Here is a 20,692-nt window from a genome sequence, read left to right on the forward strand (position 1 = left end):
TAACGGGCATGACCAGGCCCTCGACCGCCGTCGTTACGGCTGCCTAGCATGGGCATCCAATCCACCCCCGCCGTCAGGAGCGCCCATGCCAGCCACCATCCCGGCCATCGTCTTCATCGGCGGCGGACCGCGCACGGCGGGCGTGCTGGAACGGATCGCAGCCAACCGGCCGGACGTCTTCGCCGGCCCGCTGCAGATCCACGTGGTGGAGCCGCACATCCCTGGTTCGGGCCGGATCTGGCGCTACGACCAGGACCCCGGCCTCCTGCTCAACTCGATGGCGGCGGACATCACCATGTTCACCGACGAGTCAGTGGACTGCGCCGGCCCCGCCGCCCCCGGTCCCGGGTTGGCCGAGTGGGCCGCCGGCGTGCTGGACGCCTCCATCATCGACGTTCCGGACTTCCCGCAGCCGCTGTGGAAGCAGCTGCGGACCCTGACCGGCACCACCTTCCCCACGCGGCAACTGCAGAGCCAGTACCTCGAATGGTTCTTCCGCCGGGCTGCCAGATCGCTGGGCCGCAGCGTGACAGTCCACCGGACCACCGCCCTCGGCATTACCGCTGTGGACGGCGGCCATGAGGTGGAGCTGGCCAATGGCCGGACCCTGCACGCGGACATCGTCGTCACCGCGCTGGGGCACACGGACTCCCGCCCTGACGCCGTCTCCGCCGGGTTCTCGGACTTCGCCGCCCGGCACGGCGGCTACCACGCGGCACCCGGCTACACCACCGACGTCGACTACTCCCCGATCGCCCCCGGACAGGACGTGATCGTCGCCGGGATGGGCCTGGCGTTCGTTGACCTGCTGGTCCTCCTCATGGAGGGGCGCGGCGGCAGGTTCGAGGAAATGCACGACGGCGGGCTGCGCTACCTTCCGTCCGGACGGGAACCACGGCTGTGGGCAGGGTCGCGCCGCGGCGTGCCGTACCACTCCAAGATTTCCACCTCCCTGCGCGGCCAGGCTCCGGGGCCGCTGCGGTTCTTCACTGCTGCTGCCGTGGATGCCCTCCTGGACGCCCACGGCGAGCTGGACTTCCGGCAGCACCTCTGGCCGCTCATCGCCAAGGAAGCCGGGTACTGCTACTACCGGGAACTCCTGACCGGCAGCCCGGAGCGCGCGGCCATGGAATGGGAAGTGTTTGCCGCCCGTTACGCAGAGGTGGACTGGTACAGCGGCAGGCGCGTGGACCTCGTAGCGGCTGCCGTGCCGGACCGGGGCCTGCACCTGGACCTGGAACGGCTGGACCGGCCCTTCGATGGTGTCCACTTTGCCGGGCACCGGGAGCTGCAGGACGCGGTGGCCCGATACATCGAGACCGATCTCTCTTTGCGCGACAGCCCGGACCATCCGGAAACCCTGGCCCTGTTCCTGGCCCTCCTGCACGTATACATGGAGGTGGGGCGCGTGGTTCCCGCGGAGCGCCTTAACGCGAAGTCCCAGCAGGCCATCCACGGCTGGTGGCATGGCTTCTTCAGCTTCGTGGACTCCGGTCCGCCGCCGCACCGCCTCCGCCAGATGCTGGCGCTGCACCGGGCCGGTCTGCTGCAGTTCCTCGGCCCCGGCCTGGAGGTATCCACCGACGACGCCAGCGGCACCTTCCACGCCACGTCCCCGCAGTCCGGAGTTTCGGTTTCCGCCACCGCGCTGATCGAGGCGCGGCTGCCGTCCACGTCGGTGGCCCGCTCCCTCAACCCGGTGCTCTCTTCGCTGTATGACGGCGGGCTGGGCAGCGAGCAGCAACTGCTGACCTCGGACGGCATCCACTCCACCGGGAAGCTGCTGGTCTCTGCCGGGCACCACCTGGTGGACGCGGAAGGCCGGGCCCAGGCCACCCTCTTCGGCGTCGGGCCCGGAACATCCGGCTGGGGTGCCGGCGCCTTTGCCAGGCCCAACACCAACGCGGCGCCCTTCCGGGAAAATGACGCCCTGGCCCGGAGCATCCTCGGTGTTGCCCGGGACATCGCCGCCCAGGGCCCGCCTGCCAATGTGGCCACCGCACAGGACAAAACAACTCCAGAACCAGCCGCCATCGGAAAGGGCCAGCACCATGACCGCAGAACCCGGGCTCAAGCCCCGCCCCCTCGATCCCGCCAGGCTCTCGGTCCTCAGCCTGCCCATGGATGATCCCCGGGTCCGGCCGCTCCTGGACGAGCTCGCCGTCGAATACGACACCCGCTACGGGGACCTGTTTGGGCGCACCGCTGCCGCGGACGAGCTGAACCGCTACCCCGCGGCGGAATTCGAGGAGCCGCACGGCGCGCTCCTGGTGGTCCAGGAGGACGGCGAGTCGATCGCCGGGGGTGCGTTCCGCCGCTATGACGAAACCACCGCGGAACTAAAGCGGATCTGGACACACTCGGCCCACCGCCGTCGTGGCCTGGGACGCCTGGTGCTGGCCGAACTCGAAGCCCTCGCCGCAGCCCGCGGCTACACCCGGCTGTACCTGACCACCGGGCCACGGCAGCCGGAAGCCAAGCACCTGTACCTCACCACGGGCTACCAGGCGCAGTTCGACCTGGACGCAGACCCGGAAACCATCGGCCCGCTGGCGTTCACCAAGGACCTCACCCCTGACCACAGGAACCCACGGCAGGACTGACCCGCCAGGATGCCGCCCCAGGAGGGTCAGCCGCCGCTAAGCTAGCGCCATGGCCACCAAAACCACAGCAGAGAAGCTTGCCACCATCCAGCAGGGCTACACGTTGGAAGGCGCCACCATCGAACTGGGAGCCGCCATCATCGACGGCGAGCTCCACAAGGACGCGCCGGTGCGGCTGCCGCTGGCCATGATGAACCGGCACGGGCTGGTGGCCGGGGCCACCGGTACCGGCAAGACCGTCACGCTGCACATGATGGCCGAGCAACTCTCCACGGCAGGGGTGCCCGTGTTCCTGGCCGACATCAAAGGTGACCTTTCCGGCCTGGCGACGGCCGCCGTCGGCAGCGACAAGCTCAGGGCCCGCACGGACAGCATCGGCCAGGTGTGGCAGGGGAAGACGTTCCCGGTGGAATTCCTCGCGCTGGGCGGCGACGGCAACGGCGTTCCGGTCCGTGCCACCGTGACCTCCTTCGGGCCCATCCTGCTCTCCCGGATCATGGAACTGAATGACACCCAGGAGTCCAGTCTTCAGCTGGTGTTCTACTTTGCGGACAAGAACGGCCTGGAGCTGATCGACCTCAAGGACCTCCGGGCCGTCATCCAATTCCTCACCTCGGACGAGGGCAAGGACAAGCTTGAGGAACTCGGTGGGCTGTCCAAGGCCACCGCCGGCGTGATCCTGCGGGAGATCGTGAACCTGGAAGCGCAGGGGCTGGAGAAGTTCTTCGGCGAACCGGAGTTCGACACCGCCGAACTGCTGCGCACCGCCCCCGACGGCCGCGGCGTGGTTACCTGCCTGGAACTGCCCACCCTGCAGACCAAGCCCATGCTGTTCTCCACCTTCCTGATGTGGCTGCTGGCAGACCTGTTCGAGGACCTCCCCGAGGCCGGCGACCTGGACAAGCCCAAGCTGGTGTTCTTCCTCGACGAGGCCCACCTGCTGTTCAACGGCGCCAGCAAAGCCTTCCTGGACGCCATCACCACCACGGTCCGGCTGATCCGGTCCAAGGGCGTGGGCATCTTCTTCGTGACCCAGACACCCAAGGATGTCCCCGCCGATGTCCTGGGGCAGCTGGCCAACCGGGTCCAGCACGCCCTGCGCGCCTTCACCCCCGAGGACGCCAAGGCCCTCAAGGCCACGGTGTCCACCTTCCCCCTGAGCGACTACGACCTCGAAGAGACGCTGACCTCGGCGGGCATCGGCGAGGCCGTCATCACCGTCATGAATGAAAAGGGCGCACCCACTCCGGTGGCGCTCACCCGGCTGCGGGCCCCGGAATCCGTCATGGGCCCCAGCGAGGACGCCCTGGTGCGCAGCACGGTGGCGGGTTCGGCGCTGCTGGGCAAGTACGGAACTGCGGTGGACAACCCCTCCGCCTACGAAAAACTCAATGGCAACGCCGCGGCGCCCACAGGACCGGCGGCACCTGCACCTCCTGCCGGCGTACCTGGCACCGGTACTCCTGGCGCCGGTAGCGGCGCTCCCGGCGCGTATGACGTTGACGCCGAGGCCCGCCGGATCGAGGAGGAGATCCTGGGCAGGCCAAGCAGCAGGCCCGCGCAGGTACCCGAACCCCAATACCCTGAGCCCCAATACGACGAACCGCGGGCCTCCGAGTCCAAGACGCGGGCCAAGGCGCCCCGGACGCGCCAGTCCCAGCCCCGCCAGCCGGAGCCGCAGCCGGGCGGCATGATGGGTGACCTTGGCGGAGTCCTCGGCGGCGCCCTGGGCGGCGGACTGAAGAGCATGGCGCGGTCCATGGGCACACAGCTGGGCCGCGAACTGCTCCGCGGAGTGTTCGGAACCTCGTCCCGGCGCCGCCGCCGCTGACCCCGCCACTGGTGTCCCGGGCCTTAGCCAAGGCTCCTGCCGAGGCTGTCCCCGCGTGCCGCCGTCGGGCGTTACGTAGGTGGTGTCCGCCGGATTAGGGGGACACCAACTTTAGAGTGCGTCCGCACTGACGTTACTGTGTAGAACGTGCAGATGAGTCAAGCGTTGGTGAGGATCGCGGCCGGATGGCTGCTGGGCCTCATGCTTGCCGTCGCCGCAGCCATTGTGGCCATCAACGTGGTGAACAATACCGTGGCCAGTCCGCAGCAGCCGGTCAGGGAATACCTGGACGCGCTCAGGAGCGGGGACGGCGGGCGTGCACTGGGGATCCTGCGGGCCGCAGTTCCGCCCAGCAACGCCGCCATGCTGGACGGCAGCGGGTTGCAGACCGCTGCGTCCCGGGTCACCAATGTCTCCATCGGGGACCCGCAGGAACGCCCGGGGAACCAGGTCATGGTGCCCATGGAATACACCATCGACGGCAGCCGGCTGCACACCGAATTCCTGCTGCAGAAGACCGGTACCGAGTGGCTGTTCTTCAACACATGGGCATTCGTCCCGTCACGGCTGCCCACCGTTGATATCACCGTGGTCAACGGCAACGAGGCAGTGGTGAACGGCGTTCCCGTGAACATGCCCAACGGCCGCAATTCCTTCGCTGTGTTCTACCCCGGCGAGTATGAGGCCTCCCTGGATGGGCAGTACTTCTCGGCCCCCGCCACGCGCGCCACGGTCACCGCCAAGGACGCCCCGGTGGCGCCGCTGAACCTGCTGACCCAGGCCACGGACAAGCTGAAGAACGATGTTGCCGCGAAGGTCAGGGAATTCCTGGACGGCTGCGCGGCCGAGGCCGTGAAGGAACAGAAGCTCCAGCCGGACTGCCCCTTCTATTACGCCAGCAACAACCGGGTCCAGGACGGCAGTATCCGCTGGACCGTCACCGAGTATCCGGGGGTATCAGTTGAGCCGTTCGACGGCCGGTGGGTAGTGTCGCCGCTGGACGGCAAAGCCAAGGTTGAGGCACTCCAGCAGAACGCCTTCACCGGGGCCTGGTACCCGCTGGACGCCGAGGTGGACTTCAGCTTCACCACCCGTCTGGACGTATCCGGTGACGCGGTCAAGGTCACACCTCAGCTGAGCTTCTAACCCTGCCCCCCGCCGCGTGCTACAGACTGGCCCAGTTTTGAAGCAATTCCGGCCGTGTTCTTCACTGTCCTAGACCCAATCCAGCCGAGAACTGGGCTGGTTTGGCTGTGGCCACCGCAGTGAGCCCCGGGCCAGCACCTCCCGGACCTGCGCCAGGACGGATTCAGGCGCATGAACCACGTCATCGTAAAAGAACCTGAGTACAGGCAGTCCGTGGCGCACCGCCTGGTTGTCCCTGCGGCGGTCCTTTTTGAATTGCCGGGGTTCCAGATGAAAAGCGAGCCCGTCGATTTCCACGATCAGGAAACCCTCCAGCAGGAAGTCGACCCGGCCGATGCCGTCAATCCACACCTGCGTCTCGGTGGCTATGCCGGCTTCCCTGAACAGCACCCTGGCCAAGGTTTCCAGGAGGGAGTCCGCACCGCGTTCAACCTTGGACACAACGTTCCGTGCCTTGCCGGATCGGTTGCCGTTCAGATGGCGGAACAGGAAGGACGGCTCAATGTCCCCGCGGTTGTAGGCGCACTCCACCATGACCAGCGACTCGAGTTCAGGCAGGCACAGCAGCGCGTGAAGCAGGACGTCGGGCAGTGCGGCAAGGGTCCGATGACGAGGCTGCTGTGTCAACGGAAGTCGGTGGCTGACACAGCGGACTGCGCTCCTCCCGTTGGTCTGCCAGTAGTGGGGCCGCGGCGGGGGTTGAAGCTGCCAGAGACTGTACTGCCGGGCGGCGGATGCACATGTCAGGAGGCTCCGGGCTCGCCCTGCGGCCACTAGGTCCGTTTCAGCGCCCGCAACGGCCAGCAACCCTCGCTCCAGCCGCACCATGCGGCCACTGCGGATTGCCCGGCGAATGTCCGTATCCGTCCCACCGGCGGCAACCACATCACGCCGCAGCAGCACGCCTCCAGCCGATTTGAGGATTTCGGTGGGGTCCATCAGGCCACAATGTCTGCTCCGCGTGGCTAGCGGCAGGGATCACCGGCGCCATGTGGACAAACGAGCTCTCAGAATGGCCCAGTTTTCGGGCTGCTGGAACAGAACTGGCCCGGTTTTCAGGCTTCAACAGTCTGAAAACCGGGCCAGTTTGGCCGGACCTTCGCCGGGTCAGTCCATCCCGCGGAGGTCCAGGACCAGTTCGGTGTCGCCGTCGGCCTGCAGGACCACGGGGATGCCCCAGTCCTGCTGGTAGAGGTGGCAGGCGGCGTGGTCCGGGATCTCGCCGTCCTCGGTCTCGGGGCCGTCGCAGGCCGCGGCGCGGGCGGTAATGTGCAGCACGCCCTCGGGAACGTCCGCAGACAGCTCCAGGGTGCGGAGGAGGCCCACCGAGGTGCCGCCGCCGGCCACCAGCAGCTCGGGCGGCGTGGAGGAGATCTTCAGCTGCGTGGGATCGCCCCAGCGGTCATCGAGCTTCTGCCCGGTGGGAGCCGTGAAGCGCACGGTCAGGTCCAGCGTGCCGGGCGCCACGGGGCTCTTGGGCCGCTGGGTCTGGGACGCACCCTCATCCACCTGTTGCGCTTCCTTGGGGATGGGCACGTACACCAGCTGGTGCTTGTTGGCCTCGACCACCACCAGGAGGGGCTCGGAACCGGCGGACTGGGTGTGGTCCACAATCACGTCGGACGGCTCGGCAAGCCCACGGGCCAGCGTGGACACGGTACCGGTCGCGGGGTCGTAGCGGCGTACGGCTCCGTTGTAGGTGTCAGCGATCGCCACGGAGCCGTCGGGCAGGACGGTCACACCAAGCGGGTGCTGAAGGCGGGCTTCGGCGGCGGGTCCGTCGCGGAAGCCGAAGTCGAACAGGCCCTTGCCCACGGCGGACTCCACGGTGATGGAGGCATCGTCGGCAATGACCAGCTTGCGGAGCGCCGAGGTCTCGGAATCCGCCACCCAGATGTTGCCGTCCGCATCCTCGGCCAGGCCGGAGGACTGGGCGAACCAGGACTCGTGGGCGGGACCGTCGAGGAGCCCTTCCAAGCCGTTGCCGGCGATGATCGACACGGCGCCGGTGACGGGGTCGAAGCTGAAGATCTGGTGCGTGCCGGCCATGGCCACCACCACCGCGTTGAGCTTGCGCGACCATACAACATCCCACGGCGAGCTCAGCGCAACATCCAGCGGGTCAGTGCCCAGCGAGCCACTGAAGCCGGCGCCTTCCTCGTCCACACGCGCCGGGCCGGTTTCCAGCAGGCGCTGGATGCCGTTGCCCGCCAGGGTGGAGGCCTTGCCGTCCGTGAGCGACAGTCCACGCAGGCGGTGGTTGACCGAGTCGGCAATCACGACGTCGTACCCCGCCTTGGCTGCCACGTCTTCCGGGAGCAGGACCAGGCCCTGGGGCTCGTTGAACTGGGCGCTGGCGGTGTCCCCCGCGGCGGGTCCGTCAGCGTAGCCCTTGGTGCCCGAACCGAAGGTGGCCAGCACGGTTTCGAAGTCGGTGCCGAGTTCCACCAGGCGGTGGTGGCCGGTGTCGGTGACCAGCCAGGAACCCTTCTCCGCAGCAACGGAAGCCGCGGCACCTGCCGACGTGCCGCCGTCGGCCGTTCCAGCCGTGGACCCGCGTCCCGGCGGGAGGAAGAGTGCCTTGCCGGGGAAACGCAACGTGCCGGACGTTGCCTCGGGTGCCACGTACGGGCCGGAGCCGCGGTGCAGGGTGCCCTTGGCCTCGTGCTCGGCGATCAGTTCGGGGAGCAGCACCGCGAGTCCGTCCGCGTGGCCTTCGCCGGAAAGGTGCGCCACGATGTAGCCCTCAGGGTCGATGACCACCAGGGTGGGCCAGGCACGGGCGGTGTACGCCTTCCAGGTGTCCAGCTCGGGGTCGTCCAGGACAGGGTGGTGGATCTCGTAGCGCTCCACGGCTGCCGCCAGCGCCACCGGGTCCGCCTCGTGTTCAAACTTGGGCGAGTGGACTCCCACGGTGACCAGCACGTCCGAGTACTGCTGCTCGAGCGGGCGCAGCTCATCGAGGACGTGCAGGCAGTTGATGCAGCAGAAGGTCCAGAAATCGAGGAGCACGATCTTGCCGCGCAGGGCTTCGAGGTCCAGGGACTTGCCACCGGTGTTCAGCCAGTTGCGGCCCACCAGTTCGGAGGCCCGGACCCGGGCATGGGTGCGTACGGTTTCGCTCATCAGCGTCCTTCCAGCTTGTTGCGTTCAGCCAGCTTGGCGTCGCGTTCGGCCAACTTGGCAAACATATCGTTGTAAGCGGTCAGATCGGCGTCGTTATTCCTGTCCGCCGCTCGGTCCACCCGTTTGGTCTCCCGCTGGTCCGACCTGGACCACATGACGGCGACGCCGATCGCCACCAGGAGCGTGGGCACCTCGCCGATGCCCCAGGCCACCGCGCCACCGGCCTGCTGGTCCAAAAGGGCCGACGGCCCCCAGGTACGGCCCAGGTTGCCGAAGTAGTCCGCTGCCATCAGGCCTGTGCCGCCCATGATGGACACACCGAAGAAGGCATGGAAGCCCATGGTGGCCAGGAGGAGCAGCAGCCGCATGGGGTACGGGGCCCGGCGCGGCAGCGGATCCGTGCCGATCATGCTTAGCACGAAGATGTATCCGGTGAGCAGGAAGTGCAGGTTCATCAGTTCGTGGCCCACGTGCTCGCGCATGGCGAAGCCGAACAGGTCCGAGTAGTAGAACAGGATGATGGAGCCGGCAAAGTTCGCAGCCGCGAACAGCGGGTGGGTGACCAGCTGCGAGAACTTCGAGTGCACGAAGACCAGGATCCACTCGCGGGAGCCGCGGGAGCCGTCCCCGCGGGCGGGCAGGGCACGCAGGGCCAGGGTCACCGGCGCGCCCAGCACCAGGAAGATCGGGGCCACCATGGTCAGCGCCATATGGTCCACCATGTGCGCGGAGAACAGGATGCGGCCATAGACCGACGGCGGCCCGGACGTGATGTACGTCAGCACCACCAGGCCGATGACCCAGTTCACGGACCGGAACCACTGCCAGGAGTCTCCGCGCCGGCGGACCTTGGCAACGCCCAGGAAGTAGGTGACCAGGCCGAAGAGGGCCACGCCGACCCAGATCCAGTCCAGGCGCCACTCGGTGAGCCAGCGTTCCGGGGTGAGCTCAGGCGGCAGCTCGTAACCGCTGAGGATGAAGGCCGGTGAGGCGTTGGGCGCCAGCTCCGTCGGCTGCGGCGGGGCTGAACGGCCCAGGGCCACGGCGATGCCGGACGTCGCGCCCATGATCAGCAGCTCCGCCAGGACCAATTGCCACAGCACCCGCCGTGAAGACATGGTGGCCCCCTTGCGGCCCAGCTGCGGGATGACCCACTGCCGGTGCATGAAGCCGATGCCGCCGAGGACCACTGCCGCTGCCGTCTTGGCCAGGATCAGCTGCCCGTAGGCGGAGCCGAAGAGATCCGACCAGCTGGTGACGCGGATGCTGGCGTTGATGATTCCGGAGGCGAAGACCAGGACAAAAGCGAAGCCGGCCAGGGTGGAGAAGCGGCGCAGCGTGGGCTCGGTGATGTCTGTTGTTGCCCCCGGCTTGCTGCCTGTCAGGATCCCGGACAGCAGGGCGAGGATGATGATGCCGCCCACCCAGGTGCTGACCCCCACGAGGTGCAGGCCGAGGGAGTTGATGGCGCCCTCATGGTCCGACGAGCTGGAGGAGTGGCCGATCAGGGCCGTGGGCACCAGGCCGATGAGGGCCAGGATGAGGGTCAGGGCCAGGCCGCCGAGGGACCGGACGCCGAACAGGGCGGTTGTCACCACTGCGGCAATGATGGTGACGGCGAGCCAGGCCCGGCCCGTATCGATGTCCGTCATGAAATAGACCAGGGCCTGCGTGAAGGCGGGGTCGCCGGACAGCCCCTGACCGGCCACGTCGGCGTAGGTGAGCACCAGGACCGCGATGGCGGACAAGGTCCACACTGCGCCCGCAGCGGCAGCCACAGCCAGCGCGCGGGTGAACGCGGGATGTTCGGGCGCCTCGCTGCCGGCGGGAGTCTCCCGGTCCCGGCCACGTGCGTTTAGGTTCTTAAGGTTCTTCGGGAGGATGCCGACGGCGAAGATCAGGCCGCCAATAACAGTCGCCAGGGACACGTTGTGGATGGCCTTGCTGATGGGCAGCCCCCAGCGGACCAGGGCTCCCGGATCGGCGACGCTGCGGGCCGCTGCTGCACCGGAGAAGATCAGTGCTGCTGCGAGGCCCAGGAAGAGAGCCGCCAGGCCTGCCAGCTGCCAGGGCACCGGGATCCCCCGGTTTCCGGCGTCCCGGACCGCAGCTCCCTTGCCAGGACTGGTCTGGGGCGGGGTGGAACGTGGTTTTGCGGCAGAAGACACCATTCCATTGTCCGCTACGCCTGCCCGGGCAGCGAATCCGGGTTAAACGCCAAGGAGCGGCAACCCGTGGGGTTGCCGCTCCTGTTCCAGCCGGCTGCATGCCGGCCGGGAATAAGCTCTACTTCTTGGAGACTGCAGCCTTCAGCTTGGAGCCGGCGGTCAGCTTGACGCTGTGGCCTGCTGCAATCTGGATGGTTTCGCCGGTCTGCGGGTTGCGGCCGGTGCGGGCTGCACGGTCGGTACGCTCGACGGCGAGCCAGCCCGGGATGGTGATCTTCTCGCCGGCGGCGACAGAAGTCTCGAAAACCTCGAACAGTGCGTCGAGGACGGAGTTGACGGCAGCCTGGCTGGTGCCGGCCTTGCCAGCTACCTCTGCAACAAGTTCACTACGGTTCTTAGCCATTGATGTCCTCCTGGACGGTTCTGATTCTGGAGCCTGCACACGGCATGCGCGCAGGCCACTGTTCGAAAACTTACCAGCTTGGACGGTTCCGGGCCGCAAATTCCGCGTGTTTCCGCCATTTTTTGAGGTTAATCACCGATTCTTCGGGCCTTTTCACCCTCCTCAACCCATCACGGGCATGCCGCAGCCCCGCGGGCCACGCTTGGCTGACAGGTACGTACGACGGAGGCCGACACGTCCCAGCCACCGCCCGCCAGGGTGCATGGCCGGAAGGCCCGCAGCGCGTGTTGTTTTGTTTGTTAAATGTGGGAGGCCCCAACCGTGTGTGGTTGGGGCCTCGACCATGAATGATGTTCCGGCGGTGACCTACTCTCCCACACCCTCCCGGGTGCAGTACCATCGGCGCTGTGGGTCTTAGCTTCCGGGTTCGGAATGGGACCGGGCGTTTCCCCCACGCTATGACCGCCGTAACCCTTGTACCCGAACCCCTGGGGGTTGGGAAATCTGTGGTTACAACATGTGGTGTTGTATTCAGTTGTGTTGGTTCCGTGTGCCAATGCCCCGTGTTGGGGGGTTGTTGGTTGGGAACCACATAGTGGACGCAAGCAGAATTTTGTATGTATCTGTGTGGTGTAAGTTATTGGCCTATTAGTACCGGTCAGCTTCACGAGTCGTTAGTCCTCGCTTCCACATCCGGCCTATCAACCCAGTGGTCTGGCTGGGGGCCTCTCACACAATAATGTGTATGGAAATCTCATCTTGAAGCGAGCTTCCCGCTTAGATGCTTTCAGCGGTTATCCCATCCGAACGTAGCTAATCAGCGGTGCACTTGGCAGTACAACTGACACACCAGAGGTTCGTCCGTCCCGGTCCTCTCGTACTAAGGACAGCCCTTCTCAAATTTCCTGCGCGCGCAGCGGATAGGGACCGAACTGTCTCACGACGTTCTAAACCCAGCTCGCGTACCGCTTTAATGGGCGAACAGCCCAACCCTTGGGACCTACTCCAGCCCCAGGATGCGACGAGCCGACATCGAGGTGCCAAACCATGCCGTCGATATGGACTCTTGGGCAAGATCAGCCTGTTATCCCCGAGGTACCTTTTATCCGTTGAGCGACGGCCATTCCACAATGTACCGCCGGATCACTAGTCCCGACTTTCGTCCCTGCTCGAGATGTCTCTCTCACAGTCAAGCTCCCTTGTGCACTTACACTCGACACCTGATTGCCAACCAGGCTGAGGGAACCTTTGGGCGCCTCCGTTACTTTTTAGGAGGCAACCGCCCCAGTTAAACTACCCATCAGGCACTGTCCCTGACCCGGATTACGGGCCGAAGTTAGATGTCCAAAGTGACCAGAGTGGTATTTCAACGATGACTCCACCCGAACTGGCGTCCGGGCTTCAACGTCTCCCACCTATCCTACACAAGCCACTCCGAACACCAATACCAAACTATAGTAAAGGTCTCGGGGTCTTTCCGTCCTGCTGCGCGTAACGAGCATCTTTACTCGTACTGCAATTTCGCCGAGTTTATGGTTGAGACAGCGGGGAAGTCGTTACTCCATTCGTGCAGGTCGGAACTTACCCGACAAGGAATTTCGCTACCTTAGGATGGTTATAGTTACCACCGCCGTTTACTGGGGCTTAAATTCTCAGCTTCGCCGTGAGGCTAACCGGTCCTCTTAACCTTCCAGCACCGGGCAGGAGTCAGTCCGTATACATCGTCTTGCGACTTCGCACGGACCTGTGTTTTTAGTAAACAGTCGCTTCCCCCTGGTCTCTGCGGCCCCGATCCCCTCCCGGACGCGAAGTCCGATCAAGGTTGGGGCCCCCTTCTCCCGAAGTTACGGGGGCATTTTGCCGAGTTCCTTAACCATAATTCTCTCGATCGCCTTAGTATTCTCTACCTGATCACCTGTGTCGGTTTGGGGTACGGGCGGCTAAAACCTCGCGTCGATGCTTTTCTCGGCAGCATAGGATCACCAAATCCCCCCAAACGGGGGTCCCATCAGATCTCAGGCCATATGAGTGGCGGATTTGCCTACCACTCGCCCTACATCCTTAGACCGGGACAACCATCGCCCGGCTCGGCTACCTTCCTGCGTCACACCTGTTAATACGCTTGCCTCCCAGGATCAGGTCCCGCGCTCCACCAAAACCCTCACACCACAAGGGTGATCGGGCAGGTCTCGGGCGGTTAGTATCCCCTGTTCAACATGGACGGTTTTTCGCCGGTACGGGAATATCAACCCGTTGTCCATCGACTACGCCTGTCGGCCTCGCCTTAGGTCCCGACTTACCCAGGGCAGATTAGCTTGACCCTGGAACCCTTGATCATTCGGCGGACGGGTTTCTCACCCGTCTTTCGCTACTCATGCCTGCATTCTCACTCGTGTAGGCTCCACCGCTGGTTTACACCGCGACTTCACCGCCCACACGACGCTCCCCTACCCATCCAGACGCCTGAACCACAAGGGCTTAGCTAATATCTGAATGCCACAACTTCGGCGGTGTACTTGAGCCCCGCTACATTGTCGGCGCGGAATCACTTGACCAGTGAGCTATTACGCACTCTTTTAAGGGTGGCTGCTTCTAAGCCAACCTCCTGGTTGTCTGGGCAACTCCACATCCTTTCCCACTTAGCACACGCTTAGGGGCCTTAGTTGGTGGTCTGGGCTGTTTCCCTCTCGACTATGAAGCTTATCCCCCACAGTCTCACTGCTGCGCTCTCACTTACCGGCATTCGGAGTTTGGCTGACGTCAGTAACCTTGTAGGGCCCATTAGCCATCCAGTAGCTCTACCTCCAGCAAGAAACACGCAACGCTGCACCTAAATGCATTTCGGGGAGAACCAGCTATCACGAAGTTTGATTGGCCTTTCACCCCTACCCACAGCTCATCCCCTCCATTTTCAACTGAAGTGGGTTCGGTCCTCCACGACGTCTTACCGTCGCTTCAACCTGGCCATGGGTAGATCACTTCGCTTCGGGTCTAGATCACGCCACTCACACGCCCTATTCAGACTCGCTTTCGCTACGGCTGCCCCACACGGGTTAACCTCGCGACGTAACACTAACTCGCAGGCTCATTCTTCAAAAGGCACGCCGTCACCAGAATCAGACTGGCTCCGACGGATTGTAAGCACACGGTTTCAGGTACTGTTTCACTCCCCTCCCGGGGTACTTTTCACCTTTCCCTCACGGTACTGGTCCGCTATCGGTCATTAGGGAGTATTTAGGCTTATCAGGTGGTCCTGACAGATTCGCACGGGATTTCTCGGGCCCCGTACTACTTGGGATACTCTCACAGGCGGTACAAACACATTACGGTTACGGGACTAACACCCTCTCTGGTAAGCCTTTCAAAACCGTTCACCTATGCGCGCACATCACACCCCACCAGCCCGGCAGAACTGGTATGGAAAGTCCCACAACCCCGACCATGCAACGCCCGTACTATCACACATGGAACGGTTTAGCCTGATCCGCGTTCGCTCGCCACTACTAACGGAATCACTATTGTTTTCTCTTCCTGCGGGTACTGAGATGTTTCACTTCCCCGCGTTCCCCCCACGCACCCTATGTGTTCAGGTACGGGTCACCAAGTCACTCGCGCGCTTGGCGGGGTTTCCCCATTCGGACACCCTGGGATCACAGTCCGGTTATCGACTCCCCCAGGCTTATCGCAGATTCCTACGTCCTTCTTCGGCTCCTAATGCCAAGGCATCCACCGTGTGCTCTTAAAAACTTGACCACAAAGATCAAAAACAAGCTCACTCGAGAGAACCATGAAAACTGTCCCGCGCACCCAAAGGCACACGAACCAGATCCAGGTTCATTTATCTTGGAAATTGCTTCTTATACAAGATGCTCGCGTCCACTATGTAGTTCTCAAACAACAACCCCACACCACACACCCCACACACACGTGCGTGGGGTGTCATGGCAGGGAAACCAGAAACAAACACTCCCACCAGAACACCACCCACACCCCGAAAGGCGAAGACAGCGAACCCGTGGTCCTGTTGCCTCAGGACCCAACAGTGTGCCAAACACGAAAACCACCACATCACCACGCCCACCGTTCCAGAACCACCACCAGGTGGGATTCGTACTAGAGAAGGACACGACAACACAACGGCCGCTATTTGTTGATATTCCACCCATGAGCACCCGCCGCAGGACAATCGCCTGCGCAACGGGCTTGCTTCCTGACAACCCCCACACCCGGACATACATCCAGGCCGGTAGCTGTAGGCGCTCCTTAGAAAGGAGGTGATCCAGCCGCACCTTCCGGTACGGCTACCTTGTTACGACTTAGTCCCAATCGCCAGTCCCACCTTCGACAGCTCCCTCCCACAAGGGGTTAGGCCACCGGCTTCGGGTGTTACCAACTTTCGTGACTTGACGGGCGGTGTGTACAAGGCCCGGGAACGTATTCACCGCAGCGTTGCTGATCTGCGATTACTAGCGACTCCGACTTCATGGGGTCGAGTTGCAGACCCCAATCCGAACTGAGACCGGCTTTTTGGGATTAGCTCCACCTCACAGTATCGCAACCCTTTGTACCGGCCATTGTAGCATGCGTGAAGCCCAAGACATAAGGGGCATGATGATTTGACGTCGTCCCCACCTTCCTCCGAGTTGACCCCGGCAGTCTCCTATGAGTCCCCACCATCACGTGCTGGCAACATAGAACGAGGGTTGCGCTCGTTGCGGGACTTAACCCAACATCTCACGACACGAGCTGACGACAACCATGCACCACCTGTAAACCGACCACAAGTGGGGGACCTGTTTCCAGGTCTTTCCGGTTCATGTCAAGCCTTGGTAAGGTTCTTCGCGTTGCATCGAATTAATCCGCATGCTCCGCCGCTTGTGCGGGCCCCCGTCAATTCCTTTGAGTTTTAGCCTTGCGGCCGTACTCCCCAGGCGGGGCACTTAATGCGTTAGCTACGGCGCGGAAAACGTGGAATGTCCCCCACACCTAGTGCCCAACGTTTACGGCATGGACTACCAGGGTATCTAATCCTGTTCGCTCCCCATGCTTTCGCTCCTCAGCGTCAGTTAATGCCCAGAGACCTGCCTTCGCCATCGGTGTTCCTCCTGATATCTGCGCATTTCACCGCTACACCAGGAATTCCAGTCTCCCCTACATCACTCTAGTCTGCCCGTACCCACCGCAGATCCGGAGTTGAGCCCCGGACTTTCACGGCAGACGCGACAAACCGCCTACGAGCTCTTTACGCCCAATAATTCCGGATAACGCTTGCGCCCTACGTATTACCGCGGCTGCTGGCACGTAGTTAGTAGCGCTTCTTCTGCAGGTACCGTCACTTTCGCTTCTTCCCTACTGAAAGAGGTTTACAACCCGAAGGCCGTCATCCCTCACGCGGCGTCGCTGCATCAGGCTTGCGCCCATTGTGCAATATTCCCCACTGCTGCCTCCCGTAGGAGTCTGGGCCGTGTCTCAGTCCCAGTGTGGCCGGTCACCCTCTCAGGCGCTACCCGTCGTCGCCTTGGTAGGCCATTACCCCACCAACAAGCTGATAGGCCGCGAGTCCATCCAAAACCACAAAAGCTTTCCACCAACCACCATGCGATGATCAGTCATATCCGGTATTAGACCCAGTTTCCCAGGCTTATCCCAGAGTCAAGGGCAGGTTACTCACGTGTTACTCACCCGTTCGCCACTAATCCACCAGCAAGCTGGCATCATCGTTCGACTTGCATGTGTTAACACGCCGCCAGCGTTCATCCTGAGCCAGGATCAAACTCTCCGTTGAAGTAAAACAGACACAACCAAAACCACCGGAAATAACGGCGACAAAGGCTGCACAAAATTTGAAACCAGCTAAAAACACCAAACCACACCACAGGGGCGGCACGATTCGGCAAATTCAACCAATTACATACATAATCGGTATCAACAAACTTGGCACACTATTGAGTTCTCAAACAACAGACACACCCGGCACCACCCAAACCAACGTTCAGGATCGCTCCGGAGCAACTTTCCAAACTTACCCGATCCCACAATCCGAGTCAAATCCATCTTCCAGGACCCACACCGAATCGAAGACCGCCCCCACCCAGCAACAGCACGCATAAAAGCGAACCATTTTCCAGGCCGTTCAAAAAAGGGGGTTGGCCGCTATTTTTCCGCTTCAGCGGCGGCGACTCAGAAAACAATACCCGCACACAACCCCCACCGCAAATCGGGCTAAACCGGGCCGCACGGGCCACCCTAAACCCCGGAATGACGCGGTTTTTCGCTGCCCAGGCAGGGGCTTTCGCCCCTCTTGCGTCAGTTGGCCGCCTTTATGGAGTGGCTCACATCTGCTGCACGCCGTTCCCCGTTACCCGGAGGACCAGCTCGAAGTCCGCCGCCCGCGGCTTCAACCGGTATGGCTCCAGAACGCCGGGCCCGCACGCTGCTGTCCCCACACCCCTCATGGCATGGTCAAGGTGGATGTAGGTGCGCCCGTCCGGAATGAGATCCGGCCTGTGGGTTGCTGCTGCCAGGGCCTGCATGCTGTACGGCCGGACTGTCAGCGCAAAGGACGCGCCGGAAACGTGCAGCTTCCTGCCACCCGTGCTCACTACCGCGGACTGCACGCCGGACCGGGCCCCCGACTCCTGGGGGCGGACGTACTCCACGTCCAGGTCGGCGAGGGGCAGCTCGAACCATCCTGTCCGGGTGCCTTGCCCGGTGTCCGGGTAACTCTGGTGCGGGCCCTGGCCGAACCAGCCCACGGTGGTTGTGCCGGCACCCAGCACAAGTTCCAGCCCGAGCCTCGCCCACTCCACCTCAAAGCCGGCGTTGAGCCACTCCCCTACCGGAGTGACATGGGTCCGCAAGGCCAGGGAGCCGGCGCTGCTGGTCCACTCATAGTCGACCAACACCCCGAACTGTTTGTCCGCCGCTCCCATGCGCGTGCTGACGCGAAGGTGCTCGCCGCCGTCGGGCGTTGTTTCGGCGCCGATGCCCAGCAGGCGGGTGTGCAGCCGGTCGAGTCCCGCCTCCTTCCACTGGATGGCAAGGGGCCGCTCGTCCGTGCTTCCCCACTCCCGGCCGAGGTCGTTGTCCGTGGGTGCCCACCACAGGACCAGGCCCAGTTTTTCCACGGGCAGGCCACCGATGCAGGTGGGCATGCCGGTGGCCCGGTCGAATACGGCAGGGCCCAGCCGGAGTTCCTGGTCGGTAACGTCAACCGGTTCTTCGGCCGGCGGCATGGCGGGTGGCGGCACCGCCCGGACTGCCTGCCCCCACGCCACCTCATGGCCGGCAGAACCCCAGGCAGTGTCCGCGGCGAGTACGGCGCTGACCGTGAGTACGGCCGGCTGGCTCTCCGGCAGGCCCGCCACATACCGGGCCACCTCCGCCGGCAGCTCCACAACAGCCCGGGACTGCGGTGCGAGCGGCGGCACTGCCACCGTTCCCTCCAGCTGCGTGCCGCCGTCGGCCTCCACCTTGTACTGGAACCGGAAGGCGGATGTGTCCGCGAAGTCCTGCCCGTTCCGCACGGTGAAGCCGGCCCAGGTGCCAGCCACCCCGATGTGCAGCGGCTCAATCACCTTCTTGAAATCCAGCAGGCCGGGACGTGGGTTGCGGTCGGCGTCCACCAGCCCGTCCGTGACGAAGTTCCCGTCATGGATCTCCTCACCGAAGTCCCCGCCATAAGCGAAGTGGTGGCCGCCGCCAGGGGAGGGGACGGTGATCCCGTGCTCAAGCCATTCCCAGACGAAGCCGCCCATAAGCCGGGGATACCGCTCGAACAGCTCCTGGTACTCGCTCATGCCGCCGGGGCCGTTGCCCATGGCGTGCACGTACTCGCACAGCATGAACGGCATGGCGCGGCGACGCGCATCGAGTGCGGCATCCTCCAGGGGCGGCTCGATGCCCTGCCCGATGAGCTCCGTCTCGGCTTGGCTGGCATACATCCGTGAGTAGACGTCCACGAAGGGCGACGACCAGTCGCCCTCGTAGTGGATGGGACGGGACGGGTCACGGTCCTTGGTCCATCGCGACATGGCCGCCAGGTTCCTGCCGGTGCCCGCCTCATTGCCCAGCGACCACATGATCACGGAAGGATGGTTTTTATCGCGCTCCACCGTCCGCTGCATCCGGTCCAGCAGCGCGGCTTCCCACTGCGGATCATCGCTGGGGTTGTGTGCCCAGCCGGCGCTGTGGAAGCCATGCGTTTCGAGATCGCATTCAAGAACCACATAGAACCCCAGCCGGTCCGCCAGCGCAAGGAACTCGGGGTGCGGCGGGTAATGCGAGGTCCTGATGGCGTTGATATTGTGCTGCTTCATCAACCGCAGCTCGGCCTCCACCACATCCGGCGGCACAACGCGGCCAAACCGGGGGTGGTGCTCGTGGCGGTTTACGCCGCGGAGCAGGATCCGCCGGCCGTTCACCTTGAACTGGGCGTCCTCGATGATGATGCTCCGGAAGCCCACCTGCAGCGAGACTGTCTCGCCGGGGCTGCTGACAGTGGCGTCGTAGAGGCGTGGGGTTTCAGCAGACCAGGGTTCCACGCCGGGAACTTGCTGCTCCACCCCGGCGGCCAGTTCGAGGCCAAGTTCCGGAACGCGGACGACGGCGTCAATCGCCTGCCCCGAGCGGGTCACGTCAACGCGGAGCGAGCCGGCGCCCGTTCCCGGGTCGTAGCCCGCGTGGACAAATACATCGTCGATGCCGTGCTCCGGCCGGCCTTGCAGCGTCACGTCCCGGAAGATGCCCGGGAGCCACCACATGTCCTGGTCCTCCACGTAGCTCGAGGCGGAGAACTGGGCCACCCGGACCGCCAGGATGTTGGTTCCTTCGACCAGGACGCCGGAGACATCGAATTCGTGGGCCAGCCTGCTCCCGCGGGTAGTCCCCAGTTCCACCCCGTTCAGCCACACGGTCCCGGCAGAATCGATGCCATCGAACCGGAGCACGGCGTGCGGGAGGAACTCCGGGCCTGCCTCAAAGGCCACCAGGTGGTCGCCGATGGGATTGGCATCCGGCACGTGCGGGGGTTCCACCGGGAAGGGGAACTGGACGTTGGTATAGGCCGGGGAGCCGTGGCCGTGCATGTTCCAGCTCGAGGGGACGGGAAGGGCAGTGAAGCCGGACAGCCCTGTGCCGCGCTGCCACCCGTCGTTGGGTGCCGTCCGGATTCCGGGGCTCAGCCGGAACTTCCATTCCCCATTGAGTGAGAGCCTGGGTGCGTCGGATTCGAGGTACGCCCGTGCTGGAAGGCTTCCCCGCCCCGGGGCCGCAGAGGCCAATTTCCGGGCCTCAGCGGCACCAAGATCCAGGGAGCGGGAGGGGGCCGTGGCGGCGGAGCCGTTACCGGCAGTTTCGGCTCGGTTGTGCAATGGCATGTGTCTTCCTTGGCGGGGAGGAGTACGGTACGTGAACG

The 20,692-nt window shown here is 64.0% G+C and carries 9 protein-coding genes, 3 rRNA genes and 1 pseudogene; 4 read left to right on the forward strand and 9 right to left on the reverse strand.

The window, feature by feature from the left end; genetic code table 11:
• The first annotated feature begins 85 nt into the window (after positions 1-85).
• The 4 genes from NMQ03_RS19765 to NMQ03_RS19780 all read left to right on the forward strand — a co-directional run bounded on the left by NMQ03_RS19765 (position 86) and on the right by NMQ03_RS19780 (position 5,580).
• Positions 86-2,128 (forward strand): FAD/NAD(P)-binding domain-containing protein, encoded by a 2,043-nt coding sequence (locus NMQ03_RS19765; protein ID WP_255173623.1) that lies wholly within the window; start codon positions 86-88, stop codon positions 2,126-2,128.
• Positions 2,052-2,603, forward strand: coding sequence for a GNAT family N-acetyltransferase (locus tag NMQ03_RS19770; protein ID WP_255173624.1), 552 nt, complete (start codon positions 2,052-2,054; stop codon positions 2,601-2,603). The genes NMQ03_RS19765 and NMQ03_RS19770 overlap by 77 nt, the downstream gene beginning before the upstream one ends.
• A 49-nt stretch (positions 2,604-2,652) precedes the next feature.
• The gene (locus NMQ03_RS19775; RefSeq protein ID WP_255173625.1) at positions 2,653-4,434 is read left to right on the forward strand and encodes a helicase HerA-like domain-containing protein; all 1,782 of its coding nucleotides are present in this window, start codon (positions 2,653-2,655) and stop codon (positions 4,432-4,434) included.
• A gap of 153 nt (positions 4,435-4,587) precedes the next feature.
• Positions 4,588-5,580 (forward strand): hypothetical protein, encoded by a 993-nt coding sequence (locus NMQ03_RS19780; protein WP_255173626.1) that lies wholly within the window; start codon positions 4,588-4,590, stop codon positions 5,578-5,580.
• Between the two features lie 69 nt (positions 5,581-5,649).
• On the opposite strand, the gene NMQ03_RS19785 is transcribed toward NMQ03_RS19780, so the two are convergent.
• The 9 genes and pseudogenes from NMQ03_RS19785 to NMQ03_RS19820 form a co-directional block, all read right to left on the reverse strand.
• On the reverse strand, positions 5,650-6,207 hold the full coding sequence (locus tag NMQ03_RS19785) for an endonuclease domain-containing protein (protein ID WP_255173627.1): 558 nt from the start codon (positions 6,205-6,207) through the stop codon (positions 5,650-5,652).
• Between the two features lie 228 nt (positions 6,208-6,435).
• Positions 6,436-6,519: pseudogene (locus NMQ03_RS21255) on the reverse strand (hypothetical protein); the annotation flags it as partial.
• Positions 6,520-6,687: 168 nt separating this feature from the next.
• Complete coding sequence (locus tag NMQ03_RS19790; protein ID WP_255173628.1) at positions 6,688-8,706, reverse strand: NHL domain-containing thioredoxin family protein; 2,019 nt, start codon at positions 8,704-8,706, stop codon at positions 6,688-6,690.
• A complete protein-coding gene (locus NMQ03_RS19795) occupies positions 8,706-10,877 on the reverse strand; it encodes a cytochrome c oxidase assembly protein (RefSeq protein WP_255173629.1) in 2,172 nt (723 codons plus the stop codon). The genes NMQ03_RS19790 and NMQ03_RS19795 overlap by 1 nt, the downstream gene beginning before the upstream one ends.
• Before the next feature lie 115 nt (positions 10,878-10,992).
• The gene (locus NMQ03_RS19800; protein WP_011693739.1) at positions 10,993-11,277 is read right to left on the reverse strand and encodes an HU family DNA-binding protein; all 285 of its coding nucleotides are present in this window, start codon (positions 11,275-11,277) and stop codon (positions 10,993-10,995) included.
• Positions 11,278-11,630: 353 nt separating this feature from the next.
• Positions 11,631-11,747 (reverse strand): 5S ribosomal RNA (rrf, locus tag NMQ03_RS19805).
• A gap of 157 nt (positions 11,748-11,904) precedes the next feature.
• Positions 11,905-15,030, reverse strand: a 23S ribosomal RNA gene (locus tag NMQ03_RS19810).
• A 514-nt stretch (positions 15,031-15,544) separates the two neighbouring features.
• Positions 15,545-17,062, reverse strand: a 16S ribosomal RNA gene (locus NMQ03_RS19815).
• Together the 16S, 23S and 5S rRNA genes form the textbook arrangement of a ribosomal RNA operon.
• A gap of 547 nt (positions 17,063-17,609) precedes the next feature.
• Positions 17,610-20,654, reverse strand: a complete 3,045-nt coding sequence (locus NMQ03_RS19820) for a glycoside hydrolase family 2 TIM barrel-domain containing protein (protein WP_255173630.1) — start codon at positions 20,652-20,654, stop codon at positions 17,610-17,612.
• Between the last annotated feature and the right edge of the window lie 38 nt (positions 20,655-20,692).

This window comes from Arthrobacter sp. DNA4 (assembly GCF_024362385.1).
Taxonomy (GTDB): domain Bacteria; phylum Actinomycetota; class Actinomycetes; order Actinomycetales; family Micrococcaceae; genus Arthrobacter.